General features: G+C 48.0%; 18 protein-coding genes. 11 read left to right on the top strand and 7 right to left on the bottom strand.

Translation table 11 applies throughout. The features are described 5' to 3' along the window. Positions 1 to 142: 142 nt before the first annotated feature. Positions 143 to 2164 (bottom strand): excinuclease ABC subunit UvrB, encoded by a 2022-nt coding sequence (gene uvrB / locus ACYVK4_RS00260; RefSeq protein WP_461125475.1) that lies wholly within the window; start codon positions 2162 to 2164, stop codon positions 143 to 145. 191 nt (positions 2165 to 2355) lie between these two features. Between uvrB and ACYVK4_RS00255 the strand changes: the two genes are divergently transcribed. Further along, positions 2356 to 2880, top strand: a complete 525-nt coding sequence (locus tag ACYVK4_RS00255) for a hypothetical protein (RefSeq protein ID WP_461125474.1) — start codon at positions 2356 to 2358, stop codon at positions 2878 to 2880. Between the two features lie 132 nt (positions 2881 to 3012). Continuing rightward, positions 3013 to 3345, top strand: coding sequence for a hypothetical protein (locus ACYVK4_RS00250; RefSeq protein WP_461125473.1), 333 nt, complete (start codon positions 3013 to 3015; stop codon positions 3343 to 3345). Between the two features lie 89 nt (positions 3346 to 3434). Here ACYVK4_RS00250 and ACYVK4_RS00245 read toward each other — a convergent pair whose 3' ends face one another. Next, positions 3435 to 4148 carry a VIT1/CCC1 transporter family protein gene (locus ACYVK4_RS00245; protein WP_461125472.1) on the bottom strand — a complete coding sequence of 238 codons (714 nt, stop codon included), beginning with the start codon at positions 4146 to 4148 and terminating at the stop codon, positions 3435 to 3437. Between the two features lie 359 nt (positions 4149 to 4507). On the opposite strand from ACYVK4_RS00245, the gene ACYVK4_RS00240 reads away from it, so the two are divergent. The 6 genes from ACYVK4_RS00240 (at position 4508) to ACYVK4_RS00215 (ending at position 7954) form a co-directional block, all read left to right on the top strand. Next, positions 4508 to 5365: a chromate resistance protein ChrB domain-containing protein gene (locus ACYVK4_RS00240; RefSeq protein ID WP_461125471.1), complete on the top strand. Its 858-nt coding sequence runs from the start codon at positions 4508 to 4510 to the stop codon at positions 5363 to 5365. Between the two features lie 65 nt (positions 5366 to 5430). Beyond that, entirely contained in the window at positions 5431 to 6018 is a 588-nt protein-coding gene (locus tag ACYVK4_RS00235) for a hypothetical protein (protein ID WP_461125470.1), read from the top strand. Positions 6019 to 6065: 47 nt separating this feature from the next. Further along, entirely contained in the window at positions 6066 to 6365 is a 300-nt protein-coding gene (locus ACYVK4_RS00230) for a DUF1259 domain-containing protein (RefSeq protein WP_461125469.1), read from the top strand. After that, entirely contained in the window at positions 6344 to 6490 is a 147-nt protein-coding gene (locus ACYVK4_RS00225; protein ID WP_461125468.1) for a DUF1259 domain-containing protein, read from the top strand. Before ACYVK4_RS00230 ends, ACYVK4_RS00225 begins: the two co-directional genes overlap by 22 nt. Positions 6491 to 6540: 50 nt before the next feature. Continuing rightward, positions 6541 to 6783 carry a hypothetical protein gene (locus ACYVK4_RS00220; protein WP_461125467.1) on the top strand — a complete coding sequence of 81 codons (243 nt, stop codon included), beginning with the start codon at positions 6541 to 6543 and terminating at the stop codon, positions 6781 to 6783. A 25-nt stretch (positions 6784 to 6808) separates the two neighbouring features. Continuing rightward, positions 6809 to 7954 carry a chromate transporter gene (locus tag ACYVK4_RS00215; RefSeq protein WP_461125466.1) on the top strand — a complete coding sequence of 382 codons (1146 nt, stop codon included), beginning with the start codon at positions 6809 to 6811 and terminating at the stop codon, positions 7952 to 7954. 130 nt (positions 7955 to 8084) lie between these two features. Here ACYVK4_RS00215 and ACYVK4_RS00210 read toward each other — a convergent pair whose 3' ends face one another. Together ACYVK4_RS00210 and ACYVK4_RS00205 are read right to left on the bottom strand one after the other, a co-directional pair. Continuing rightward, positions 8085 to 8948 (bottom strand): sugar phosphate isomerase/epimerase family protein, encoded by an 864-nt coding sequence (locus tag ACYVK4_RS00210; RefSeq protein WP_461125465.1) that lies wholly within the window; start codon positions 8946 to 8948, stop codon positions 8085 to 8087. A gap of 107 nt (positions 8949 to 9055) precedes the next feature. Beyond that, the gene (locus tag ACYVK4_RS00205; protein ID WP_461125464.1) at positions 9056 to 10765 is read right to left on the bottom strand and encodes a GH39 family glycosyl hydrolase; all 1710 of its coding nucleotides are present in this window, start codon (positions 10763 to 10765) and stop codon (positions 9056 to 9058) included. An 839-nt stretch (positions 10766 to 11604) separates the two neighbouring features. Here ACYVK4_RS00205 and ACYVK4_RS00200 point away from each other — a divergent pair. The 3 genes from ACYVK4_RS00200 (at position 11605) to ACYVK4_RS00190 (ending at position 17632) form a co-directional block, all read left to right on the top strand. Next, positions 11605 to 11850, top strand: a complete 246-nt coding sequence (locus ACYVK4_RS00200; protein ID WP_461125463.1) for a hypothetical protein — start codon at positions 11605 to 11607, stop codon at positions 11848 to 11850. Between the two features lie 657 nt (positions 11851 to 12507). Next, on the top strand, positions 12508 to 15798 hold the full coding sequence (locus ACYVK4_RS00195; RefSeq protein ID WP_461125462.1) for a SusC/RagA family TonB-linked outer membrane protein: 3291 nt from the start codon (positions 12508 to 12510) through the stop codon (positions 15796 to 15798). A gap of 85 nt (positions 15799 to 15883) precedes the next feature. Then, entirely contained in the window at positions 15884 to 17632 is a 1749-nt protein-coding gene (locus ACYVK4_RS00190) for a RagB/SusD family nutrient uptake outer membrane protein (protein ID WP_461125461.1), read from the top strand. A gap of 183 nt (positions 17633 to 17815) precedes the next feature. On the opposite strand, the gene dnaE is transcribed toward ACYVK4_RS00190, so the two are convergent. The 3 genes from dnaE to ACYVK4_RS00175 all read right to left on the bottom strand — a co-directional run bounded on the left by dnaE (position 17816) and on the right by ACYVK4_RS00175 (position 26793). Next, the gene (dnaE, locus tag ACYVK4_RS00185) at positions 17816 to 21433 is read right to left on the bottom strand and encodes a DNA polymerase III subunit alpha (protein WP_461125460.1); all 3618 of its coding nucleotides are present in this window, start codon (positions 21431 to 21433) and stop codon (positions 17816 to 17818) included. Between the two features lie 235 nt (positions 21434 to 21668). Then, positions 21669 to 25448 (bottom strand): glycosyltransferase, encoded by a 3780-nt coding sequence (locus tag ACYVK4_RS00180; RefSeq protein ID WP_461125459.1) that lies wholly within the window; start codon positions 25446 to 25448, stop codon positions 21669 to 21671. A gap of 1 nt (position 25449) precedes the next feature. Continuing rightward, the gene (locus tag ACYVK4_RS00175; protein ID WP_461125458.1) at positions 25450 to 26793 is read right to left on the bottom strand and encodes a glycoside hydrolase family 2 TIM barrel-domain containing protein; all 1344 of its coding nucleotides are present in this window, start codon (positions 26791 to 26793) and stop codon (positions 25450 to 25452) included. Between the last annotated feature and the right edge of the window lie 172 nt (positions 26794 to 26965).

Raw genomic sequence — 26965 nt, 5'->3', positions numbered from 1 at the left:
TTAGTTGGTGGTTCTGTGAAAATGGACGCGTTACGGATGCGTCTCTCGAAGAGGTGACACGGCCGAACCGCATCACCTCAGGGAGGGCCCCGGGATCGCTCCCTGACCAGTACAAATACACAAATTCTGCTTTTTTAACGGTTTATACCGTTTCTTTCTTCAGCTTATCCCGCAGTTGAAACAGCTCGTCTCGTAAACGGGCAGCCTCCATGAAGTCGAGGTCTTTGGCGGCTCGCTCCATTCTCGATTGGGTCTCCTGAATCATTTTCTCCAGATCGCCCTTGCCCATATAACGCACCACCGGGTCGGCAGCAATCCGGATTTCTTCCGGTTCGACATAGAAATGCTTGGCCTTTGAGTCGGCAACTTTCGTCTGACCCATAATGGCTTCGCGGGATTTCAATACCGTTGTTGGGACAATGCCATGGTCGGTGTTGTACTCCAGCTGAATAGCCCGGCGCCGGTTGGTTTCGTCGATGGCTTTCTCCATCGAGCCGGTTATCCGGTCGGCATACATAATCACTTTGCCGTTGGCATTCCGGGCAGCACGACCGATAGTCTGAATCAACGACCGGATGTCGCGCAGGAAACCTTCCTTATCCGCATCCATGATGGCTACCAGTGATACCTCGGGTAGGTCGAGGCCCTCGCGAAGCAGGTTGACGCCCACGAGCACGTCGAAGTTGCCAAGTCGCAGATCACGCAGAATTTCAACGCGGTCCAGCGTTTTTACTTCGGAGTGGATGTACCGGGTTTTTATGCCTACGCGGTCCAGATACTTGGTCAGCTCTTCGGCCATTCGTTTGGTGAGGGTCGTAACCAGCACCCGTTCGCCATTTTTAATGCGGCCGTCGATAGATTCTAACAAGTCGTCAATCTGGTTCAGACTCGGACGAACCTCTATTTCAGGGTCGAGCAGCCCGGTTGGCCGGATGAGCTGTTCGACCACAACGCCCTCGCTTCTGCGGAGTTCGTAGTCCGATGGGGTGGCCGACACGTAAATAGACTGCCCCGTGAGGTCTTCAAATTCCTGGAACGTCAGCGGGCGGTTGTCCATGGCCGATGGAAGCCGGAACCCATAGTCGACCAGGGCAGTTTTGCGGGAGCGGTCGCCCCCCCACATGGCCCGAATCTGGGGAATGGTCACGTGACTTTCATCAATTACCATCAGGTAATCGTCGGGGAAGTAATCCAGCAAACAGAAGGGTCGCTGACCGGGTTTGCGTTTGTCGAAATACCGCGAATAGTTTTCAATACCCGAGCAATAGCCCAGTTCGCGCATCATTTCGAGGTCGAACTCGGTGCGCTCACGAATGCGGGTAGCTTCCTGCTCCCGAAACTCCGATTCGAAATAGCGAACCTGCGCCACCATGTCATCCTGAATCTGATACATGGCATCGTTCAGTGTGTCACGACCGGTAACAAACAGGTTGGCCGGGAAGATCGTCACCAGGGTTTCGTTCGATATTTTCTTGCCGGTTTCCGGGTCGATGCGCTGTATGGTCTCGATTTCGTCGCCGAAGAAAATAACCCGATAGGCAAAGTCAGCATAGGCGACATACAGATCCACGGTATCGCCCTTCACCCGAAAATTGCCCCGTTGAAATTCGCCTTCCGTGCGGCTGTACAGGATGCTGACCAACTGATGCAGAAACTGGTTGCGGCTCATGTTTTGCCCCACGCCAATGTTCACCACGTTGCGTTTGAACTCTTCGGGATTACCCATACCATAGATACAGGATACCGACGCCACCACAATCACATCGCGCCGACCGCTCATAAGGGCCGATGTTGCTGCCAAGCGCAGCTTGTCGATCTCTTCATTGATGGCGAGGTCTTTCTCAATGTAGGTATTGGTGGTGGCAATGAACGCTTCGGGCTGGTAATAGTCGTAATAAGAAATGAAGTACTCGACCGCATTCTCGGGGAAAAACTGCTTGAATTCGCCGTAGAGCTGGGCTGCCAGGGTTTTATTGTGACTCAGGACAAGCGTTGGTCGATTGGTTTGCGCAATGAGGTTGGCTACGGTGAAGGTCTTGCCGCTACCCGTAACTCCCAATAATACCTGGGCGGGTTCGCCTTCGTTTATACCCTTCACCAACTTTTCGATAGCCTTGGGCTGATCGCCGGTTGGTTGAAATTCTGAGGTTAGTTTAAAGTCCATTATTGCCGTTTATAATCTGGCTAATTTACGAAAATGTGGGGTGGATTACAAGGGCGGTTCTGAAACAAATTGTGTGTGAACAGCGTCTGTAAAGGACAACTTACGACCAATTTTAGAGGAAACAGGCGTGTATCCAAAGTCGGTTCGATGCTTATTTTTATATTGTAGGCCAATTATAAAGACGTGTACTGATGCAAAATGACTATGGCCTGAATGGGTCCGTTGAGTATGTGAAAAAACAACCTGTCTGGGCGTTCTGTTTGTTATCATTTTTATCCTTTGGCCTGTACATTATCTACTGGTTCTATAAAAACTGGCGTTTTTTCAGAGACCTGTATAACTGGGATGTTTACCCGGTGTGGCGCGCCATTTTCAGTATCTTCTTTGTGCATATACTACTGGAGCACATTAACGATTTGGCGGTTGAAAAAGGATACGCTGACATTAGTAGTAACACCTATGCCACGGGATATGTGGCCCTGGCTGTTCTGCAACGGATTCTGGATCGTACGTTACCGGGTGCCTGGGCGCTGGCTGCTGTCCTCATTCCGCCGTTCATCTTCCTGATTCCGAGTGTCAGGCAACTCAACTTTATTTACGACAAAGCTTATCCGAATGAGTACCGGCCTGTTTTCAGCCCCGGCGAATTTGTCGTGCTGGCCTTGGGCGGCATACTGATGGCGCTGGTCGTTGCCACCCTCTTCCTGGGCAAATAGAATACGTATGGCTCTGTGCTGATCAACGTCAATCGATCAGGGCCATAAGGATCATTTTTTGACGTGATGTTCGTCAGGTTTCAACGCGAACCGTTGCCCGTACTTTGCAGCATAAGTTAATCGCATAAAGACATGGCAACGCTCGCTCATTCGACTTCTGATTATACCAACGCTTCGGCCGGTTCCTCGCTAAGCGCTTACAACAATTATGTCGCCAAAGCCGAATTTAATCGGTTTGGCTGGGCTACTACCGCCCTGGCCATTCAGGGCTGTATTCTATCACCGGCATTACTGCTGATCATGTCGTATTTTGGCGGTGGTGACTGGCAGTTCCTGATTAGTATGTTTTGCTTTCTGGGCGTACTAGTGCCCATTTTGTCGGCTATGCCCGTAAAAATTATCTTCCCGGCGTTTGCTACCAGCCTGGTTCTGCATGTGCTAATGATCGCTATCGACCTCCTGTAACGGAATACTCATACATAGAAAAAGGTCGGCCATGCATTACGCACGGCCGACCTTTTTCTATGTATGGGAGTACCCTGTAAGGGGCTGAATCAACTGACAAGTTTGGCTACTCCAAAGGCCGCAGCCGCGGCCAGCGCGCCAATGACCATCACTTTAAGGGCTCCGCCAATGGGCGGCTGGCCGGTCACTTTGCTTTTGAAATACCCAAAAACAAACAGACAAATAAGCGTTATGCCGCATGAGTACATGAGCGCTTCTTCGGGGTTGCTGATCAGTAGGTAGGGTAATAAGGGCACCAGGCCGCCAACCACATAGGACAGCCCGATGGTCAGGGCACTTTTGGTGGCCCGGTTCGGATCGGGCTCATCGAGGCCGAGTTCATACTTCATCATGAAGTCGACCCATTTGGTTTTATCCTTGGCCAGTTCGTCGGCAATGGTTATCTGAAGGGCAGGGCTCAGGCCCATTTCGGCAAAGACTTCACGAACCTCTTCTTTTTCACGTTCGGGTACGGTCTCTACTTCATTGACTTCCCGCTGTCGCTCCGATGAATAATGGTCGGCTTCTGTTCGACCGGCCAGGTAACCACCCAGGCCCATCGCGATCGACCCCGCCACGATTTCGGCAATTCCTGCCGTAACGACCAGCGATGAACTGGCAACGGCCCCACTCAGGCCAGCGGCTAAGGCAAAAGGGACAGTTAGCCCATCAGACATGCCGATGACAATATCGGAAATAAAGTCGGAGCTTCGGAGATGATGCTCATGGTGAGCTGTATGCTGGGGCATACCGGTGTTTGTCATGGTGCTTTTTCTACGGGTGGGGCTGTGTTCGCTTCTTCGACCTTAAGGTAAGGAAGATCGGGTATACTTTCTAGCACAACTGAACGTGGCCTGCTAAAACAGCCGACATTCAAATCAGATGCCGGCTGTTGTCATGTACTATACGGCATTTGTCATCCATCTTTTACTGCTTTCCTGGTAAATGGTTAGTGAGGTACTTCGCCAAATGAGGGAATGGACTTGCCCGGCAGCAAACCCGACAACTAAAACAGTCCGATTCTCATAGATTAGATTTAACGATTATCATAAACGTCTGCCTGGTTTTGGGAGTATGTTTGCCATGGAAACACGTCACACCGACGACTCTCTACGCATAGCTTATGATCTGGATTACCCGCGAACGTCCTAAAATTGATCGATTAGCCTGCCCGTGGCTCATCAGGCGATTTATTGACCGGGAAGCTACCATTCTTTTCGTGCCTGAAACGCAGGTATTGTCAAAGGCGCAGGCGTTGGGGGCAACTCCTTTTGATATACCCGGTGTTGAGTACTCGCACTATGAAGACCGCTGCACGTTCGACTATTTTCTGCAAAAGCACGCCCTGAACGACCCGGCCCTGCATGCGCTGGCCCCTATTGTTCGAGGGGCCGATACAGACGACCATACGCTGGCGGCACAGGCGGCCGGTTTGTGGGCTATTTCGGCCGGATTGGCGTTTAATATCTCTGATGATCAGCAGTTGCTAGCCCAGGGAATAGTCATTTATGATGCCCTCTACAGCTGGGCAAAACACCTGCAATCGGTTAAACATACGCAAAGTCCAACGGAGCGGCTGTTGTTGCAGGTCCTTCATTCGTATAGTAAACCGACCGGAAAACGTAAAACGCCGGTCTGGGTCAATGAATTGAAGGAATTGATCCAGGATCAGATTGATACGAATCTTACGCTTAGCCTGTCCGAACTGTCCGAAAGTCTGGACGTCAATCCGACGTATGTTTCGCGCACCTTCGCCCGATACTTCGATGATTTGTCGTTTGGCGAGTACATCCGCAAGCTTCGGATTGAGAAAGCGATCCAGCTGCTGGAGTCGACGAACTATAGCCTGTCTGAAATTGCCTACTTAACGGGCTTCTCGGACCAGAGTCATTTTACCCGGATTTTTAAGAAACAGATGAGGCAAAATCCGTCGGACTATCGAAAAAACTGGCAAAAAGGTAAAGCGGATACAAAAGGTTAAATCTGTTCTATTTCAGGGTTGAGGCATGCTCTATTCTTGCAAGCGAAAGCATAAATCAACCAGTTATGAGCGCATTGGATCTCAACGATATTCTTACTAAACCGACACGTTTTCCTCACAAAAATTCACTTAAAAAGACTTTTTTTGTCTTTTTAAGTTTCTCCTGCCTGTTTATTTATCGGGTGGCTGCCCAAACGGCCGCACCCCCTGCACCATCGCCTGTATACCCACGAATGGCTGGTTATTTAGGGGTTTTACATCCCCTGGTAACGCTCGACGAAAAGGGGAGTGAGACAAACTTCAAGCAGTATTATGTCGTTGGCTTCCCGGTTGGACTGAACCTTTGGAAAACCAGTAAACTTGGTTTCTCCGTAGAGATCGTGCCGCTTATTCGAGCTGAGAATGGGACCAGTAAAGTTGCTAATGTGCTGTTTCATCCGGGTGTTCTGGTGAATTTGGGATACGATTTTACGTTTGCCGGTCGGCTGGCGTTTGAAACATCGGGACGTTATGGCGTTACGCCGGTCCTCAATAAAATTGTTCGGCATGGCAAAACGAATAATTACTTTGTGGCGATACCTATGCCTATTCGTTTCGGTAACGACCGACCCACGGCGTTAACGGTTGGCTTTCAGTTTGGCATTGTTTTTTAACGGAATAGCGCGTAAATCAGGTCAGCTTTTCATTCCCCTCTGAAGCCATGAAACGACGAAGTTTCCTACAAACAATCGCCTTGCCTCGTATCATTCCGCTCTGTGGAGCGCCTGAAACGAAGCTATTGCCCGTTGGTAAAACGCCTGCTTTATCACCTGATGACCAGGGTGCGATTGTGCTGGCACTGGGTAAAAAAGGGACTTATAAAGAAGCACAGGCCACCTACAATGTGCCGCTACCCCGCAACGATCTAAAGGTGACGGTAAAAGGTGAGCCGGTTTCGATTCCCTTTGGATTTGGTGGTTGGATAGCCTTTAAAAAAACATGGATGGCAGGCAAACCATGATGATGAGCGATACGGTGCTGCCCGACAATGAAGTCAACCCACTTATCGACGCTACCCAGGCCGCCGGTCTGGAAGTGGGCGCTATTCATAACCACTTCTTTTACGCTCGGTCTGCTTTTTGGTGAGTTGTGGAATGGCGCGTTGGTGGGTTATACCGCCGAACTCGCCCAAAAGTATGCACAGGCTATTCGTGATACGAAACTGCTTTCCCGCCAATCAGCCCGCTTCGGCCGTACCTTCACCCGTATCCGGAACGGCAACCAGCGCACCGCCCTTTACCGGAAAAGAGCTGTTCGACTTGCCTGTGCTGGATTGGTATCGTCAATACGACTATGGTCGCGGGTCCGCTCCATCGTTGGCTAAAGGGTTCCGGGCTGCTCTGGACCAATTCGGAAAAGCGGGCGACATGAAACACTAACGCAACTGGTCATTTTAATGTCTAAATGAAAACGCCATCTTCTTACGCACTGGGCGAGTTGGTTCACTACTTTTTGCGCCTGGGGGCGCTTGGATTCGGTGGGCCGCCCGCGCTGGTGAGTGCTATGCACCGCGATCTGGTGGTGGAGCGGCAGTGGATTACCGAAGCTGATTACCGCGAGGGGCTGGCTCTGGCGCAACTGGCTCCGGGACCGTTGGCGGCTCAACTGGCTATTTACCTTGGCTATGTCCACTATGGCGTTCTAGGCGCTACTTTAACGGGAGTGGTCTTTGTCCTGCCTTCATTTGTGATGGTCCTGTTGCTGGGGTGGGCCTATGTACAGTTTGGGGGGTTGCCCTGGATGCAGGCTATTTTCTATGGTATTGGGGCAGCCGTGATTGGTATTATTGCCGTAGGAACCTACAAACTAACCGCCAAGACCATTGGAAAAGACTCCTTAGGCTGGGTGTTGTTCAGCCTGTCGGCCATAGCGACTGTGGTTATGGAATCCGAGTTGCTGTGGCTTGTGCTTTTGTCAGGAGCTATCTATTGGCTGGTGAAAACGCCCCCTCCGTTTATTCGGTCGGGTATGGGTAGTAGCCTGGCGCCCTTTCTTCTGCAGATACTGCTTATCCCCACCGACTCGATCCTTTGGCAACTGGCGTTGTTTTTTGCCAAAGCCGGTGCGTTTGTCTTCGGCAGTGGACTGGCCATTGTCCCGTTTTTGTATGGCGGTGTTGTGAAGGAATATGGCTGGCTGACCGAACAGCAGTTTCTGGATGCTGTTGCCGTAGCCATGATAACGCCCGGTCCGGTTGTCATTACGGTAGCGTTTATCGGCTATCTCGTCGCTGGTTTCTGGGGCGCTTGTGTAGCCGCTTTAGCCACGTTTCTGCCCTGTTATTTATTCACTATTCTGCCCGCACCCTACTTTAAGCGCTGGGGAAAGCATGCCGGTGTCAAAGCGTTTGTGGATGGCGTAACCGTTGCCGCCGTTGGGGCCATTGCCGGGGCAGTTATTGTGCTGGCACGTCGACAACTGGTCGATCTTCCGTCAATTATAATCGCTCTAGCCACAGTGGGACTACTCTACCGGTTCAGGAAATTACCCGAGCTATCCGTCATTGGCGGGGCCGCTTTACTTGGGTTGTTACTCCGATACGCTGGCTAGTCAGCCGTAGATCAGGATCACCTCTTTCCCATATGCCAATAGAAGCAGATGCGATCCTGACCGTGCTGTATGAAAAGGGACGACTTTTTGGTGACGTTCGATCCGTTCCCTGTTACGCGATGTCAATAACTCAAACGGAAATTCCTTCTTTCGACCCCACAGATCGGATGTAGGTTGCTGCTTTCTGGTACTCTTCCGTTGTGGGCAGATGCTCCATCATGAGCGGAATGTTTTTTAGTTTACTGAGTTCGTTCAGATAAACGGCGTAATCCATCTGGCCCAAACCCGGACGGCACTCCACCAGTTGAGGGGTATACACGTCTTCTTTTAAGATAATGTCTTTGCCGTGACAGCTTTTGATATAGGGTCCCAGCTTTCGGAAACAGTCACGAATCAATTCCCCGTTGGTGTAAAATAGCTGCGGACTGACAATGATATTCATAGGGTCCAGATGTACGGCAAACTGCTTATGGTTAACGGCTTTAAGCAGACGCACATACGAGTCGACAGAATCCGGGTAGCTCCACGGCATCAGTTCCAGCGCGAAAAACGTGCGGGTGGGTTTTACGTCGTTAATGATGCGCCGGGTGATCTCGACAATCTGGTCAAAGGTCTCTTTCGTGAGGTTGTCTTTGTGGGGACCGGCCCACTGTGCCGGATTTTTTGACCCACTGACATTGACGCAGCAGTTCGCCCCAATGGCTTCGGCCAGAGCCAGTGAATCGACGCATTTTTTGATGGCCGTCTGGGCGGTGGCCGGGTCATTGCTCAACGGGTTACTCCAGGCACCTACCTCGGCAATAACAATGTCAGCCCTTTCTGCCGCGTTTTCGTAGGCCTTGATCTGATCGGCGGGCGCATCCGTTTTGAGGGGGCAGTAGGCCGCCCGGTAATCGTATTTCTTCAGCGCAGCTATCCATTCGTCAGGCCCATTATACTTGTCGAATAACGGCCCGCCCAGCCGAACGAACGGTTTCCCGGCAGTGAAATTCATAAAGGAAGGTGTTAACCCAAGTAAGGAAGAAGCCTGTACCGTTTTTTTAGTAAATGTTCGGCGATTCATAGGGATGAGGACAACGGGTAACGGGTGACAGGTATCGCTTACCAGGATAATTTTACCAGCGATACGCCCTGTGTTGGCAGTGAAAAGGGCATTGTCAGTTCACCGTTCCTGACGTTTACCCACGTTGGCGACGTGAGTAATTGCAACTGACCGGCCTTTTCCAACTCGGCGACTTGCTCAGTGGTCGGCGATTTAGGCGAGCCCATTTTCTTCCACACTTCGTACGAATTGCTAAACTGCTGGTCGATTCGATAATGCTGGATAAATACCCGTTGGGCCGGAATACCTTTAAGCGCCAGAGTGACCGGCGAGTCGGGCCCCAGGATATTGTCGTCGTGGTAATTCCAGACCATTACCGTAGCCGATCGCGCATCTTTAGCCGCCAGCGCGTTAATATCCCGTTCACCCCGAACACTTTCATTTCTGATCTTATTGGCATCATAGGCCAGGTTGGTGTTGACATCAACCCGGTTCCCCTGCATCATCCCGAACATGCGAAATACGTTCAGTACCGGCTTATCGACGCCATTGGTGGCCAGATCCCGAAATCCGCGAAACCACGCCTGATCTTCGAACTCAAACGCCCAGGTAACCGCCCCTAACAGATTCACACCACGTGCCCTAGCCAGATCATACTTTCGGGCAAAAGCCGCAGCCGTATAGCTGGAATACATGGTGCCGTTTCGGTAGGCGTTTTGCGGGTGCAGATCCTCCGAACAGGCCGCGCATCCTTCGGGGTCCGACTCGCCAATGATGATCGGTAAGTTTTTAAGGGTAGGGTAGGAGGCTACAATCTCGAACCCCTTGTCAATATCGCGAAACTGGGTTCCCATGTTCATCTGCACCACGCCATTGACCAGTTTCGGGGCCCCTTTGGCATGGAATGTAATAAAGTCGATAGGCGCGCCAACTTTGCCTGTGACGGCATTGGTACCGCTCACAATATGATCCATGAACGCCCGAAAAAACCTGGCGGAACCTTCGCTGCCCGGACCGGTCACTTCGGGGCCACCCATTTTGGCCGTTGGCAGCGCTCGTTTAACCGCGTCGGCGGTGTAGTCATATAACTTGATATATTCCTCTACGGTGCCTTTCCAGTAGCCGATGTTTGGTTCATTCCACAACTCCCAGTACCAACTTTCCACTTCCTTCTGGCCGTAACGGGCTACCGAGTGTTTCACCCATTGGTAGACCAGTTCACTCCATTTCTTATAGTCTTTGGGGGGATAAGCCCAGCCCGTATAGATATCGTTGTACTGATTTCCCGGCCCCCAGTTGTGTTTATACGGCTCGGGCTTTGTCGACATAGCTTCGGGCATGAAGCTGATCTGGGCAATGGGTTTCATCCCCCGTTCGACATAGGTATCAAATATCTTATCGACAATTGTCCAGTCGTAAACCGGCTTGCCGTTTTTATCTTCCGTGTATGCATTGGTCGAACCCCACTTGAGTGCGGCTTTCCCATCGCCGGTAACCAGCAAACTGTGCGCCCGCACAAATACCGGTACCTGGCTCAGGCTGGCGATTTCGGAAAGTAGCTTTTTGCCATCCTTCATGTACGTATAGTTTGGTTCATCGTAGCCAAACCACGCCCAGATAGGTTTCAGCGGTTCTCTTGTTTTCGTTAAATCGACCTTAATGTCTACCGGTTTGGGTTGAGCGTAACTGATACCCGGTGCCAATAAAGCGAGTGATAACGCGCTACAAGAGAGTATTTTAATACTATAGATGCGTAACCGCTGAAGCATAGAAGGAAGAAAAATAAGCAGGTAAATAGTGTGACGTATACAGATGGAAGATACATCGTCTTTAAAAAGGCATGACGGGTAGGCTGACTACTTTAGCGTAAAAAATTATTCAAGCCCGAACGCCGATTACCCCAACAAGACTAGCTTCCATTACGCCTATTTGCCGTGTCGAATAAGTAATGTGTAGGCTACCATGTAAGGAATATACTTAGTAAAAAAGATTTTTTTTGGCGGCTTATTTCAATTGAATAGATACCGCCTTAAAGGTTGCTAATTGAATAAGGTGTTGGTAGTCAAAATATTGGTCTATTGTGTAATTCTATTTGCACAGTAATTGACAACTTTTATTTTTTTATAGAAAAATGAGTAGTTATCCGCTATTAAAATCTGCTAAATAAAATGAATAATAGACTTATTCTATTCAGACAATTTGCGGACTTTAACCAGGTATTTTTAAATTAATTGTTCATTAATTCATATAATAAAACGGTGTAAAATCTATTTAATATTGGCGTGATCAAGTTAAAAAAGAGTTAATGAGAAACAAAGACAAAAATTATTTATCAGCTTTATATGTAATTTAAAGATTGGAAGACCAATGGCGGTTCGATAAAGGCGTTTTTACGTCATCTGTTTGATGAGGTAATTTGTTGAATTTTCCATCAAGTGGACAGAATCGTCATTTATTCACTTTTTTCGTCTTCAGGGTCATCTTATGAAACTTGATCATGCTTTGCGAAAGTTTAGCGGATAAGCCATAAGATACGTTTAACTGATCGTAGCCACGCTTACACTTGTCACCAAAATTTCTCAGTGAAATGGTAAAAAAAACAGACGTTATGAATTATTATTTTTATGCGTATTACCGTAATCCAAAAGTTACACTTCATAGAGGAAATTGCCGGTTTTGTAACAATGGAAAAGGGATGCAGTCTAAAAAACTTGGCTATCTGACGGGTCGCTGGAAAGGAGGCTATTCAACGTTTGAACTAGCTCTGGAAGCAGCTCACGGAATCAGTCAGGGGTTGGGTGTAGAGCCCGTTTATTGCTTGCGTTGCCTGGCACCGGATAAGCCGTTAGATTAGCCACAGCACTCTTCAGCCCACATTTTGGTCGGGCTGGAAGTCGTTGCCTCCAGAAACCCAGCATATGGTTTACAGGATTTTCCTGAACCGTACGCTGGGTTTCCGGCATTTAATCCTGCTGGATAAAATCATAAAGAGCCGTTGAGATTTAGGCATTTTATTCCCTTCAAGACCCAATCGATTATCAACAACTTTATTCTTTCGGTGATGTACAATACTGAATTTCTAAATTCATCCATCCTGTACTTAGTTAAATTACTTAGTTATTATATTTAAACTCGTTGAGTAAACAGTTTGAGTATAGAAAGAAAATTTCTAAGTAATTTCTTTTTATACTAATAAAATATCCAGTAATAGTTAACTTTGTCGTACGAAACAGAAAGTTAATTATTGCTGGATATTTTGTTAATAAATAGGATAAAACTAGTACTTCAAAATAAAATTTAATTTTGAGCAAAAAGATAATTTATCTGACATAATATATAAGCCAACTTGCTGAAAGACAGCAGTGATAATTTAGAAGTGTTTAACTTTAATAATAATAAAATATTTTAATAAAATTTAACGCTTAGTACTATTCATATATCTTTTTGAAATATAATTTCTGTCGTATAATATTGGGCCGATTACCCATTTTTATAAACCAATCTATACTTTATGAAATTATTTTTATACAGGTTTCTGCAAACCACTTTTCTGGTTGCAGTCCTCCTGCTGGGAAGCTTATATGCTTCTGCCCAAGACCGCCAGGTTACGGGGAAAGTTACTGGTGCTGATGGCCCTGTTCCAGGGGCAAACATTGTACTGAAAGGTACACAAACCGGAACATCTTCTGATGCTGACGGCAACTTTAAGATCAACGTACGTGGTACTAACCCGGTGCTTGTTATTTCGGTCATTGGCTTCAAAACCCAGGAAGTGACTGTTGGCAACCAAACCAACCTCGATATCCGGGTCGAAGATGACGCCACTGCCTTAAGTGAAGTCGTTGTAACAGGCTATTCGACAGAGAATCGCCGGGATGTTACCGGAGCCGTTTCTACGGTTAAACCGGCTCAGTTGAAAGTAGTACCTTCTACTAACGTTGAACAGCAGTTGCAGGGCCGTGTTGCCGGTGTAACGGTTATCACAAATGGTCAGCCAGGAACAACCAGCCAGGTCCGGGTACGGGGCTTTGGTTCCTTCGGGGGTAACCAGCCTTTATACGTGGTCGATGGTGTACCTACGCAATCGATCCAATACATCGCACCCGATGATATTGAAACGACAACCGTTCTGAAAGATGCCGCTTCGGCATCCGTTTATGGTGCGCGGGCTGCCTCCGGGGTTATTGTTATCACCACGAAGAAAGGACAACGGCGTGCTCAGAAACTGAGTATTACGTACGACGGTCTGTATGGAGTTACCGATCCTGGTCATGGCCAGAAAATCCTGAATCCACAGGAGCAAGCCGACTGGACGTGGCAGGCACGCAAGAATGATCTGTTTCAGGCAGGCATTGCCGTTGGTCCGGACAGCTTTACCGGTATTGCCAATGGTCAGTATGGTTCAGGTCAAACACCTGTTCTACCGGATTACCTGCTGGTTGGCAGCCGCACAGGTTTGTCGGCATCGCAGGTGGATTTGACAGCAGAAGCTGCCCGCTATAACGTTAATCCAGCCAATGGAGCCATCTACAACGTTATTGCCGCTAACAAGACAGGTACGGATTGGTACAAAGCCATCACACGCGTTGCTCCGCTGATGCGCCACACACTGGGATTCTCGGGTGGTACTGAATCGAGCCGGTATTACCTCAGTTTGGGTATGCAGAAGCAGGCTGGTATCATTACCTACAACGATTTCTCCCGTTATACATTACGCGTGAACACGGAGTTTGACATCACGAAAAAATTGAGATTCGGTGAGAATATTCAATTGGCTTATGTATCAACCACGGGTTTACAGGGAAGTACGGGTAGTGCATTAGGCAATGGCACCAACAACAACTCCAGCGTTGCGGCCGATGAGAACGATATTCTGCTGGCTTTCCGGCAGGCGCCCATTATTCCGGTATACAACGCGTTTGGTGGCTATGCTGGTACAGCGGCTTCCGGTTTCAACAACGCCCGTAACCCGGTAGCTAACCGAATTGGCGCTAAAGACAATATCAACTATAACGTTATTGCGTTTGGTAATGCCTACCTGGAATATGACGTTATCCCAGCTCTGACACTGCGTAGTAGTATTGGAGGTACTTACTTCAGCAACTACAATAATTCGTATAACCGGTCGCAGTACGAAAACTCGGAAAACAATACGAACTACGTTTACAATGAAGGATCAAACGTTGGCCTGGCCTGGACGTTTACCAACACGGCTCAGTACAAGCAGAAATTTGGCCTGCACGATCTGAGCGTTCTGGCAGGTATCGAAGCCCTCAACACGGGCAGCGGTCGGGGTGTTAACGGTTCAGGACAGAACCCATTCACGACCGATCCTAACTACGTAACCATTGGCACAACAACGCCGGGCGCAACCCGCAGCGTTAACAGTTACTATGGCAAGGGAAATAATTTCTACTCCTTGTTTGGTCAGGCCCGGTACATCTACAACGACAAATACATTTTAACGGGTGTGGTTCGTCGTGATGGTTCGTCGCAGTTTGGTGCTGAAAACCGGTATGGTGTATTCCCCGCTGTTTCGGCCGCGTGGCGTCTGTCAGGTGAAGAGTTCATGAAGAACCTTCCCTGGGTATCGGATCTGAAAGTTCGGGGTGGTTACGGTTTGATGGGTAACTCCAACTACCTGACTGCTACCAACCAGTTTACGCTTTATGCATCGGGCGCGGCTAACAGCTATGACATTACGGGTGCCAACACATCGGTACAGTCGGGTTATTTCCGTGGTCAGTTGGGCAACCCAAATGCGAAATGGGAAACGAGTATCACCTCGAACATAGGTATTGACGGTGCTTTCTTCAACAACAAAGTAGAAGTAGTACTTGATTTCTGGCAGAAAGATACCAAAGATTTGCTCTATCCGCTGGCACTGCCTGGCGTCGTTGGTGACCGGGCAAACCCTCCCTACATCAACGTAGCCAGTATGCGTAATAAAGGGATCGACCTGTTGGTCACAACGCGTGGTAACATTGTCAGTGATTTAGGCTATGAAGTTACCGCAGTGGGTAGCATTCTGGATAACAAAATCACGGCAATTGCTCCATCAGTTCCGTATTTCCAGGCCAATGGTCAGCGTTTAAGTACGCCGGTTATTCGGAACCAGCCGGGTCATGATCTGTCATCATTCTATGGCTATCGGGTATTGGGTTTGTTCAACACGAAAGAAGAAGTTGCTGCTGCTCCAGCACAACCAGGTGCTGCCCCAGGCCGATTCCGTTTTCAGGATCTGAATGGCGATGGTAAGATCGATGATAGCGACCGTACCTTCCTGGGTAGCCCAATTCCTAAATTCACCGGTAGCGTAACCCTGACGCTGAAGTATAAAGGCTTTGATCTGAACACACAGTTGTATGCGTCTTTGGGTAACAAAATCTTTAACAACTCGAAATGGTATACTGACTTCTATCCCTCTTTTCCGGGAGCCGCTGTCAGCGCTCGGGTGAAAGATTCCTGGTTGCCAACGAACATGAACACGACTGTGCCCATCTTCGAAAACACGTCGAACTTCAGCACGAATACACAGGCCAACTCCTACTACGTAGAAAATGGCTCTTACGGCCGGATGCAATACCTGACTTTGGGCTACACCTTCCCGGCTCGACTGCTGGATAAGGCGAACCTAAGCCGGTTGCGGTTGTCTCTGTCGGCTACCAACCTGTTCACCATCACCAAATACAGCGGGCTGGACCCAGCTGTTGGCGGATCGGCTGACCAGAACTTTGGTATTGACATTGGTAACTACCCCGTTACGCGCGGCTACAACGTTGGCTTGAGCTTTGGCTTCTAATTGATGATTTCCTGGCGTCGGGTTTATAGCCTTATAAGCTCGACGCCACAAACACTACTTATCTAATTTTCAGGTAAATCATATTATGAAAAATACCATTTTAAAAGGGGTAATGCTAACAGGCATGATTTCGCTGGTTACGTTCGCCTGTAAGGATAAATTTCTGGACGTGCCGGCTACGGGTCAGCTGGCGCTCAACCAGATAACCAGCAAGGCTGGGTTTGAAGGGTTGCTCCTGTCTTCCTACGCGCAGTTGAACGGACGCGGGTATTCCAGAGCGGCCAGTTCATTCAACTGGGTGCGGGGCAGCATTTCGGGGGGCGATGCCAACAAAGGGTCTAACTCGGGCGATGGTGGCGGTGTGACCAACTTCAACACTTTCCAGCGTTATGAAATTCTGCCCAGCAACGGGGATGCGAACGACAAATGGCGGGGTATGTACGAAGGTATCAGCCGGGCTAACGCTGTTTTGCGTGCGCTTCCTTCGGCGAGTGCTGATGTTTCGGCAGCTGACAAACTAAGACTTAGTGGTGAAGCCCGTTTTTTACGCGCTCACTATTATTTTGAGTTGAAGCGCTCGTTCAACATGGTACCTTATGTGGATGAGACCGTTGATTACGGCTCCGGCATCGAACAGGTTAAGAACGATGTAGACATCTGGCCAAAGATCGAAGCTGATTTCAAATTTGCTCAAGATAACCTGCCGGAAACCCAGTCGGCAGCTGGTCGGGCCAACAAATGGGCTGCTATGACGTATCTGGCCAAGACGTACTTGTACGAAAAAAAGTACGCCGAGGCTAAAGCATTATTCGATCAGGTGATCGCAAACGGAAAAACAACGAACGGTAAAAAATACGCGCTGGTCGCCAACTATACCGATAACTTCAATGCTACGAAGGATAATAGCGAAGAGTCTGTGTTTGCAATCCAGGCGGCTGTTAATACGGGCGATGTTGCGAACTCCGCTCAGGAACTGGATTTGAACTTTCCGTACAACACGGGTTCGAACGGTCCTGCTGGTTGCTGCGGCTTCTTTGCGCCTAGTTTCGAATTGGCAAACTCATTCCGGGTAAATGCCAATGGTCTGCCTCTGCTGGATGGCTCGTATAATACGGGTGCCAATCAGTTAGCCAACGATCAGGGTATATCGTCCAGTGCTCCGTTTACACCAGATGCCGGCCCACTGGATCCTCGTCTGGATTGGTCGATCGGTCGTCGGGGTATTCCTTATCTTGACTGGCAGGTTCACCCAGGTCTCGACTGGATTCGCGATCAGAGTTACGCCGGACCGTTTTCACCTAAGAAGTTTGTTTATTACCGGTCGCAGGATAAAACATTAACCGATGGTAGCTCCTGGACGGATGGGTATTCGGCCATCAACTACAACATCATTCGTTTTGCTGACGTCTTATTGATGGCCGCTGAAGCCGAAATTGAAGTAGGTAGTCTGGAAACGGCACGTACGTACATCAATCAGGTTAGAACCCGGGCGGCTAATGCGTCTTTCTGGGTGAAGACTGCCGATGGAAAGAATGCGGCTAACTATGTTATCAGCAACTATACAACTCCATTTGCCAGCAAGACCGCTGCACAGGATGCCGTTCGCTTTGAGCGCAAACTGGAACTCTCGGGCGAAGGACACCGCTTTTATGATCTCGTTCGTTGGGGCGTTGCTGCTCCTGTCTTGAATTCATTCCTGGCATACGAAAGCCAGCGGCTTACGCTTGGATACGGTGGTGCTAAATTCACGGCTGGTAAAGACGAATATCTGCCAATTCCGCAGGTCCAGATCGACCTTCAACAAGGGGTGTTTAAGCAGAACCCAGGTTATTAAGTACTTGTGCAGTAGTAATCAGGTAATTGGTTAATTGGTATTCGATAGTCAATTCTTTGTCTATTGAATACCCATCAGCCGATTGCCTGTCTACTCATCAATTACTATCTACTTAACAAGAAAAGCCCGCCCTGTCGAACAGGGCGGGCTTTTCTTGTCATTTAAATCACGTGTAAACAATAATTACGCTACTTTACACGTCACGCCTTCCATGGCTTCCAATGACCGAAGCAGCGAATTTGCGGGTGAAACTTTCAGCGTTCTGGCCTGTAAACTGACTTCAATGCGCTCGACAGGGTCCACCACGTTGAGCGACAGCGTACAGGTGCCGGGGTGGGCATTGACAAGCTCGTTGATCCTGGCCACAAGTTGAGCGTTCAGCGAATCGAGCGTCAGCGAAACGCGTAACTCTTTGCAGAATTTCTCCCGCATATCGTTCAGCAGGCGGATGCTGGTAGGCTTGAACTCCAGTTGCTCGGAGCCCCATTTGTTCTGGGTTTTTCCGGTGATGTGCAGGAACCGGCCCACTTCAATGTATTGCACCAGCCGGACATAGTCATCACCGAAAAGGGCCATCTCCAGCGAGGAGTTGTAATCTTCAAACTTAAAGATGCAAAACGGATTGCCGCTCTTGGTAACGCGCATCTGCACCGCCGAAACAATCCCGCCAACCTTAATTTCGGCCTGTTTTGTCTCAAAAAGATTCGCCAGCGTACAGTTACAGAACCCATCCATTTCGAGTTTGAATTCATCGAGCGGATGGCCGGTTATGTAAAAACCAACCACGTCTTTCTCGAATTTCAGTTTCTGGATTTGGTTCCATTCTTCTACGTTTGGAGCCTTGGGGCGGGCCAGCATGGGTTCGCCATTCATCATGGCACCAAACAGCGATTGCTGGGCGGCTGCTTTCTCGGCGTGGTAGTTGTTGGCGTAGCGGATAATCTTGTCCAGAAACGGCGACGTGTCGCCCTCGCCCAACTCGAAATACTGTGCCCGGTGGTACTCGTCGATGCTATCGAACGCACCTGCATAAGCCAGCGATTCCCAGGTTTTTTTGTTTACGGTTCGGAGGTTGACCCGGATGGCAAAATCGAAAATGTCTTTGAAGGGCCCGCCAGCTTTCCGCTCCTCAATAATAGCTTCAACGGCTGCGTCGCCCGCCCCCTTGATGCCGCCCAAGCCGAAACGGATTTCGCCTTTCTTGTTGACACCAAAGAACCGTTCCGATTCGTTAACATCGGGACCCAGTACGGGGATGTTTATATTTTTACACTCTTCCATGAAGAATGTAATTTTATCAATCGTGCCCAGGCAGCTTGTTAAAACGGCTGCCATATACTCCGAGCGGTAATGCGCTTTGAGGTAGGCGGTTTGATAGGCTACGAAAGCGTAACAGGTTGAGTGCGATTTGTTGAAGGCGTAGGAGGCAAAGGCTTCCCAGTCGGTCCAGACTTTCTCGCAGACCTTCAGGGGGAGGTTGTTCGACGCGCAACCATCCATAAATTTCCCCTTCATCTTGTCGAGCGTAGCTTTATCCTTCTTACCCATCGCCTTCCGAAGCACGTCGGCGTCGCCCTTGGTAAAGTTGCCGAGCTTCTGCGACAGCAGCATCAACTGCTCCTGATAAACCGTAATGCCGTACGTATCAGCCAGGTATTCCTCCATTTCCGGCATATCGTACTTAACCTCTTCACGGCCGTGCTTCCGGTTAATGTAGTTCGGGATGTAGGCAATCGGCCCCGGACGGTAGAGGGCGTTCATGGCAATGAGGTCACCGAAGCGGTCGGGCTTCAGATCTTTCATGTGCTTCTTCATGCCGTCGGATTCAAACTGGAAAACGGCGTTGGTTTCGCCCCGCTGGAAGAGTTTGTACGTCTCTTCGTCGTCCAGCGGAATATCGTCTATGGCAATGGAAATGTCATGATTCTGCTTGATCAGCCGCAGGCATTCCTTAATGATGGTCAGGTTTCGCAACCCCAGAAAGTCCATCTTGATTACTCCGGCATCCTCAATAACCTTGCCCTCATATTGGGTAATAATCAGGGTCGTATCTTTCGAGGTCGACACCGGTACAATATCCGACAGGTCGCTGGGGGCGATGATGATACCGGCTGCGTGAAGACCCGTATTGCGAACGGTGCCCTCCAGTTTGCGCGCCTGCTTGAGTACGGCCGACACTTTTTCGTAATCGACAATCCGCATGGCCTGCGCTGCGCTCCGATCGCCCGATTCCAGGGCCCGCATGCGCTTTACATTATCCAGTTCTTCGGGCTGGATAACGTTCGATAAACCACCCGGCCCCTCAAGCGGGTCTTCGAAAATTCGCTTGAGGGTCATGTTGTAAGTCGGCTTGTCGGGCACCAGCTTCACTACCGCGTTGGCATCCTGCAGGGGTAGGTCCATCACCCGCGCTACGTCTTTAATCGACGATTTCGACGCCATCGTACCGTATGTGACGATCTGGGCTACCTGCTGCTTTCCGTACTTCTGAACAACGTAATCAATTACTTTCTGGCGGCCTTCGTCGTCGAAGTCCGTGTCAATATCGGGCATCGACTTCCGGTCGGGGTTCAGGAACCGCTCAAACAGCAAGTCGTATTTAATAGGGTCGATGTTGGTGATGCCCGTGCAATAGGCCACGGCGCTACCCGCTGCCGAACCACGACCAGGGCCAATCATAACGCCCAGGTCGCGCCCGGCTTTAATAAAGTCGGCTACGATGAGGAAGTACCCGGCGAATCCCATTGTCTTGATCGTGAATAACTCGAAGTCAAGACGCTCCTGAATGTGCGGCAGAATGTCGACATAGCGTTCTTTGGCCCCCTCATAGGTAAGGTGGCGCAAATATTCCCACTGGTTGAGCACATCGTCGCTATGCTGCTGAAACTCCTGCGGAATGGGGAAGTTGGGCAGCATAATATCCCGCTTCAGCTTCAGCGTATCGACTTTACCCACAATTTCGTTGGTGTTGTCGATGGCTTCGGGCAGGTCTTTAAAGAGCGTCGTCATCTCCTGCGTGTTCTTGAAATAGAACTGGTCGCTGAAGAACGCGAAGCGGGTGTTCTTTGGCATCACCTCATCGTCGCTGAAGTCCTTCATCGACGGCGTGCTTTGTTTTTCGTTGGTGTTTACGCACAGGAGAATGTCGTGCGCAACCCAATCGTCCTGATCGACATAGTGCGAATCGTTGGACGCAATGATCTTGACATTATACTTCCGGGCAAATTTGATCAGAATCTCGTTGGCTTTGATCTGATCCGGAATTTCATGGCGTTGCAGCTCGACGTAATAATCTTCACCAAAGCGGTCGAGCCACCATTTGAATTCAATTTCGCCGGCGGCTTCTCCTTTCTTAAGAATGGTTTTGGGTACCGAAGCACCAATGCAGCAGGTGGAGGCAATCAGTCCTTCTTTATACTTATCGATCAGCTCTTTGGTAACGCGGGGGTATTTGCCGTACAAGCCCTCTATATAGCCCAGTGAGCAGAGTTTAGCCAGGTTTTTATATCCGGTTGCGTTCTTGGCCAGCAGGAGCTGGTGGTATCGAACATCTTTCTGCTCTTTTGTGAACTGCTTCTTGGTATGGTCTTCCACCACATAAAACTCGCAGCCAACAATTGGCTTGATACCCTGCTTGCTGGCTTCGGCCACAAACTCGAATACGCCAAACATATTGCCGTGGTCGGTAATTGCAACGGCAGGCATGTTATCGGCTTTAGCTTTCTTGATCAGCTTCTTAATGTCAGCCTGACCGTCGAGCAGCGAGTATTGGGTATGGCAGTGTAGGTGAGAAAATTGCATAGTTAGAACCGGGATTCGTCGGATTCTCCTGATGACCAGGATGTCGATACTTGGGTAAATTTAACCTAAACCGGCGGTCAACAGGCAATCTATGGCCTGATTTTTAAAAAGAATTCGATAATTAGCTGACGAACAATTCGATGTAGCCAACGGGGCGAATGGCCCGGTTTTTACGTATAAGCGCACCGTTCAATGGTCGACTTTTAGCCGAGTCAACCAGTCTGCTCCAGTGGCTTTATTGGTTGATATTTGCCGCAGGTAGGGGGGTGTTGAGCGTGGAGTTAATGATATTGAGTACGCAGTTGTCTCTTAAAACATACACATAGAGCCTGTAATCCAGTGGGCTATCCGGCATCGTGACGGTCATGCTTGGCCCACGCCCCAGGTCTTTCATATCAACCGTATTGCCCAGAAAATCTGTTTTCACCAGCTTCCATTCAAACTGTAAATTACTGGCCACAGCGTTCGGAAAGAGCCATTTCTGCCTTTCCCGGAGGAGTATATGATAGGTAAGGCGCGCATTAGGGAAGGTGCCCATAGCTGGCTTCAGAATCTTGATTTTTGGTATGGAGTCAGTCAGTAGCTTACCCCGATGCATCGACTGGAGCTGTACGAATGAAAATTTAGTACGACCCCAATAATCTTTAACTCCATCGAAAGTTACCTGATCCGGGTACTTTTCATCCTGCCAGTTGGCAATAAACACACCTGCTTTCTGCGAGGTTATTCGTGTGTAATTGGGGACGTCTATCTGGCTATAGAAGTAAGGAGCCGTTAACTCTTTTATGCGCTCAATACCGGTCGAATGGCTCGTTAGCAGTAAGCCGTACGCATCAATTTCAGGTATGAATGTGTGAACCCTATCGACTAGTTCGGGCATATCAACCGATACATTGATGTCTATAGTAACGGGCCTGTCAGGGTCAATCTTTTTTATGTCTTGAACCAGTTTTTTAAGCCATTGCAAATAGGCATCCTGCTGGTAGATCAGATCGGGCTTGTAGTAGTAAAAGTCAAGCTTTTGTAATGCCGTATTTCCAATATTCCAGGCAGTTATAGTTTTGTTTTGTTTGAGGTCATTGACAGACGATACTATCTTCTTTCTCAGCTTCTCCAATTTGTCTTTCTCAGACAAATAATCAATTGCATCGGGTATCCAATACGTGTAATGAAGTTTTATGCCAAGTTGCTGGCTAACCATGAACATGTTGTGGTCATACACATTCGGTCCAATGTGCTTGATCGTATTAATTCCTAACCGCTGCATTTCTTTTACATCCGTAATTAACTCTTTTTTGGTAAATGCCTGATAGCTCCTTTTCCAGTTAATTGCTTTCGTATAATTCATGCCAACTGTTCCTGCAAAAGCAAAATGGTTTTTGGCTGCTGAGGGGGCTAAGGCAGTATTTTTTTGAGAAAGTAATGGTAAAACGGGTGTTGCATGACTGTCCATTTGCCCTTTGCTGCTAAGCGCATATCTGGCTGAAGCTGGTTGTGGGCTATAATTAACGGGCAGGAGTGTACCATTGAGCTCAGGAATGTCTTTTTCTGCTGTCGATAAAATGAAGCCTCTGATCTCCGGATATAAGCGCTTAGCCAATTCGAACGATGGTTGCAGCCAACCTTCCGTTTTGTCACCAACGGATGGGCGACTCACATGAGTTAGCATAACCGGAAGGCCAGCATTAAAGACCTCCGTTTGATGAAATGGCTGATAGGAGGTTTCCAGTGACGATACATTTGCCCTTGTCAGTAACGAATCGGAGGGAGCATCACTTACCGAAATCCAGTCAACGTATTGTTTTCCGGGGAAGTAACGGTTAGCGGTAGCCGCCTTTCCCGGATTCCATACCCATATCGCATTATAGGCACCATTTTTCAGAAAAAGGCTTTGTACGTGTTTCCAGGCTGCCTTGTAATCATCTCCCTTATTCTTTCCGGATCCTGGCCATGGATCAGGCAGGTTATCGGGTTCCGGGGCGAAACAGATAAAAACAGGACGATGAAGCGACTCGATCTGCCGGGCGAAAAAATGGAGGTATCCGTCATAATTGCCATGAATAATGTGCTGAAGAAATCTCCCGTCTTTTTTGGTTAAGGCAGTACTTTTTGTTGCCTTGTATGGTGTTTGGCAGACTTCCCAATTAATTAAAGGAAGTGCCCCATTCGTATAAACAGCCATTATTTTTTTAATGGGCAAATAACAATCAGGCCTGTTTTCGAGCGGGACGGATAACGAAACAATATCAATGCCTGAGTGGCGGATGTGCTTGCCCAAAGCCGCCAGAATTTTGCTTGAATTTTGAGGTATTGAAACACCAAGTAGAAAGAAATCATTTTTATGCTGTTTGGCGCTCAACAGCTCATGTGGATTGGATTTAAAATTTGTAAAATAAATAACGATACAGGTTAACAGGATGGTAATCATGAGGGCCGTGCTTCGTACTCCTGTATATATTCTACGCCTGAAATGCCATAAGTTGATCTTATATTTTTTTAATGAATACATGAACGCACCAAGCCGCTCATGACGCTTTAAGAAGAGGGCAAGCTGCTGCTGCCTGCTGGCCATAATGGTGAATGTCATGAACAGGCAATTGATGCTGGCAAAACCCGCCATAAATAAATTATAGGGGCTCCAGTCTATCCACAAGCCATAAATGATAGCGATCAGGGAAAGACCAATTACGATGAGGTTTGGAATATTCAGTGGCCAGTTATTCGCTTCATTTCCATCTTTTGGGGTGGGTACATACGGTACTTTTCGTCTTAAGATCGTGTATACCAGGCCTAATATGAATATCCACCAGGTGCCAATCATCAGAAAGCCGCCGACAACGTGAAACCCACGCTCTTTGTCTTCCATAACCCACCATTGTACAAAATGCCGGATCAGGTTCGTGGCGACAATAAAAGGGAAGATGACCAGCCCAAAGTGGGATAGGTTCATGTGGATTGGACTTACATCAAAAAGCAGGGAAAGGATTGGTATAATAAAGTTGATCAGAAAGATTACTCCTGAGAAATAATGCAGGGGAATGACACCATAATGTAATTTCTGCTGCCAGGTGAACTGTGTAAACAGCTTCGGATAGGCCGTAACCAGCAATTCAAATACGCCACGCGACCATTTCAGTTGTTGCTTATAATAAGCAGACAGCGTGGAAGGAACGAGTCCACGAGCCAACACGGCGGGTACGTAAACTGATTTCCAGCCTTCGGCATGCAGTTGCATGGATGTGTGCATGTCTTCTGCCAGCCCGGCAGCATGCCCCCCAATCGAGTCGAGAGCAGCCCGACGAAAGGTACAATTTGCCCCAATGGCCAGCACCGTTCCGTAATGGTTCATGGTCATCATCATTGGGCCGTAAAACTGGTAGGTCTGCTGAGCAGCACCTTTCGCGATCAAGCCTTCGTAGTTGTTCTTGTAGGCCTGAACAATCTGGACAAAGCCAACTTTAGGGTTATTGAAGTGAGAGACGATCGGGTCCAGAAAGTCTGGCTGAGGAACGTGGTCCGGGTCCAGGACAACACATAACTCACCAGATGAATACTGCAGGGCATTATTGATGTTCCCGGCTTTAGCATCCTTCTTGTCCGTGCGGGTGATGTGGTTTACGCCCAATCGTTCACAAAACGCCCGTAAATAAGGGTCATCCGCTTCATCGCAGAGGTACGTTTTGTGCGGATAGGTGATGGCTTGGATGGCCGTCAGCGTCTCGGTGATCATTTCATAAGGTTCGCCTGCACAAAACGTAGTAAAAATATCGACCGTAAATTGCTTATCAAGCGGGGGCGTATCGGGAACGGTTATAAATAAATAATGAGACCACTCGTGTAGAATTTTGAGACAGGTAAAAAGGAAGCTTGCTAGCAAGAGCCAATAGAGAATGTTGTACTCTTCCATGGCGGTTGACAGTATACTATAAAGGAAAAAGCACATGGCGGTCAGACCCAACAGGATCATCAGGCGTAATGTGAAAAGTTCCTTTCGGGATGGCGGCTTTATTTGCATTTTATTTATCACTTACCACGTAGAAGGGGACATTACACGTTGATATATTTCCCCTGCCGTCGTAAATAGTAGCAAATAATCGATAAGGACCTTCGATTGCGGGCGCAGCAAATTTTACCTTGAAATCCTTAACGTTACTAGTAAAAGTTGTAATGGGGTATGTCTTATTGGGGTTTGCTTTTTTATTAATCAGATACCAATCCTCATGGTAAATTTCCCATTTTGCTTTTTTTATAATAGTTTTATTCTTGTTGACATTTAGCGCTGCGGTTACTGAGTCATTTGCGTTTACAAGTATGTTGTCTGTGGCCCCTTTGCCATCGACAAGCATAAAGTTTATTTCCGGTATGTCATTGATGGGATATTTTGGGTTCCATAACTTTTTTGCCGTATGTATTGTCTCAGTCTTGTTGCCGAAGTAATCAAAAAGGCTAAACCATGTATGGGTTGTTTCTTGTTTTGACCCCCAGAAAAATATAAAAGAGCCAATAAATCTTGGGTCTTCTAAAGGAATGTAGTTAGTGTAATAATCATAATAAAAATTAGATTTTTTCTGACTCGTTGGTTCTATGTACGAACCCCATGCAGTTTGCTTTATTCCTGTTCCTGACCAGGCGCCGTCTATTCCCCATTCCAATAATAGATAAGGGCCTTTCCAAAACCATTCAATTTTTTTAATATCTTCTCGGATTGATTTTATGCCGCCAAATATGTTAAAGGATATAAGGTCTACATCACAGCGGGTTACAATATTAAAAATGTACTTATTATTAAATTTAGATATGGTTGTAGTAATAGGATGATCCGGATCTTCCTGCCGGATCATGTCAGTTAAATGATTAAATGCCTTGTAAAAGTTATGATAAGATAGTCCATTCGGGAAGGGTAATTCATTACCCACGCACCACATCAGGATGGCAGGATCCTCTTTATATCTTCTGACAATAGCTTCAAATAATTTATATTGTTTATTCACTTTATCGGGTGATTCATAAAATGAATGATCATCATTTGTGTTAAAGACTGGTAAACCAGCAATGACCATTAAGTGGTTGGCTCTGGCGCTGTCTAATATCAGGGCAAGGTTAGTTGTATCCCATACTCTAATTGTGTTGCCCCCTATTTCTTTTAATGTGTGTAGATTAGTATATCCGGCGGCTCCTTTTATACTAAAAACTCTGCCATTATTATATAATCTGTAGTATCCTGAATCCTCTTTTATGTATACTTTCCCTTTCTTCTTACTACCGTTCTTACTAGTGCATGTAATTGACAAAAACAGGATTCCCAGACTGCAAAGTATGTAACTAAGCGAACGTACAGACTGTGTAATGTATGTATCCATAAATGAATATTTTTATAGTAATGGCCTTGGGGTAGCTGTATAAATTATTTGTAGTTAGTTGTGTATTTATGTACTTGATCCATATATATAGTTCACTGAGTCGGGTTTAAGCTGGTAGTCATAGTCACTGTTTTCCTTCCTGGAAGTAAGTTGAAAATCTATAGTTTTTTGG

It is taken from the genome of Spirosoma aerophilum, assembly GCF_054782495.1.
Note: the sequence above shows the minus strand (reverse complement) of the source record. Positions and strands in the feature narration are given on the sequence as shown.

Coding starts and splice junctions, on each gene's coding strand:
- uvrB (WP_461125475.1), bottom strand. CDS start 2,164: ATGGACTTTAAACTAACCTCAGAATTTCAACCAACCGGCGATCAGCCC.
- ACYVK4_RS00255 (WP_461125474.1), top strand. CDS start 2,356: ATGCAAAATGACTATGGCCTGAATGGGTCCGTTGAGTATGTGAAAAAA.
- ACYVK4_RS00250 (WP_461125473.1), top strand. CDS start 3,013: ATGGCAACGCTCGCTCATTCGACTTCTGATTATACCAACGCTTCGGCC.
- ACYVK4_RS00245 (WP_461125472.1), bottom strand. CDS start 4,148: ATGACAAACACCGGTATGCCCCAGCATACAGCTCACCATGAGCATCAT.
- ACYVK4_RS00240 (WP_461125471.1), top strand. CDS start 4,508: ATGATCTGGATTACCCGCGAACGTCCTAAAATTGATCGATTAGCCTGC.
- ACYVK4_RS00235 (WP_461125470.1), top strand. CDS start 5,431: ATGAGCGCATTGGATCTCAACGATATTCTTACTAAACCGACACGTTTT.
- ACYVK4_RS00230 (WP_461125469.1), top strand. CDS start 6,066: ATGAAACGACGAAGTTTCCTACAAACAATCGCCTTGCCTCGTATCATT.
- ACYVK4_RS00225 (WP_461125468.1), top strand. CDS start 6,344: ATGGATGGCAGGCAAACCATGATGATGAGCGATACGGTGCTGCCCGAC.
- ACYVK4_RS00220 (WP_461125467.1), top strand. CDS start 6,541: ATGCACAGGCTATTCGTGATACGAAACTGCTTTCCCGCCAATCAGCCC.
- ACYVK4_RS00215 (WP_461125466.1), top strand. CDS start 6,809: ATGAAAACGCCATCTTCTTACGCACTGGGCGAGTTGGTTCACTACTTT.
- ACYVK4_RS00210 (WP_461125465.1), bottom strand. CDS start 8,948: ATGAATTTCACTGCCGGGAAACCGTTCGTTCGGCTGGGCGGGCCGTTA.
- ACYVK4_RS00205 (WP_461125464.1), bottom strand. CDS start 10,765: ATGCTTCAGCGGTTACGCATCTATAGTATTAAAATACTCTCTTGTAGC.
- ACYVK4_RS00200 (WP_461125463.1), top strand. CDS start 11,605: ATGAATTATTATTTTTATGCGTATTACCGTAATCCAAAAGTTACACTT.
- ACYVK4_RS00195 (WP_461125462.1), top strand. CDS start 12,508: ATGAAATTATTTTTATACAGGTTTCTGCAAACCACTTTTCTGGTTGCA.
- ACYVK4_RS00190 (WP_461125461.1), top strand. CDS start 15,884: ATGAAAAATACCATTTTAAAAGGGGTAATGCTAACAGGCATGATTTCG.
- dnaE (WP_461125460.1), bottom strand. CDS start 21,433: ATGCAATTTTCTCACCTACACTGCCATACCCAATACTCGCTGCTCGAC.
- ACYVK4_RS00180 (WP_461125459.1), bottom strand. CDS start 25,448: ATGCAAATAAAGCCGCCATCCCGAAAGGAACTTTTCACATTACGCCTG.
- ACYVK4_RS00175 (WP_461125458.1), bottom strand. CDS start 26,793: ATGGATACATACATTACACAGTCTGTACGTTCGCTTAGTTACATACTT.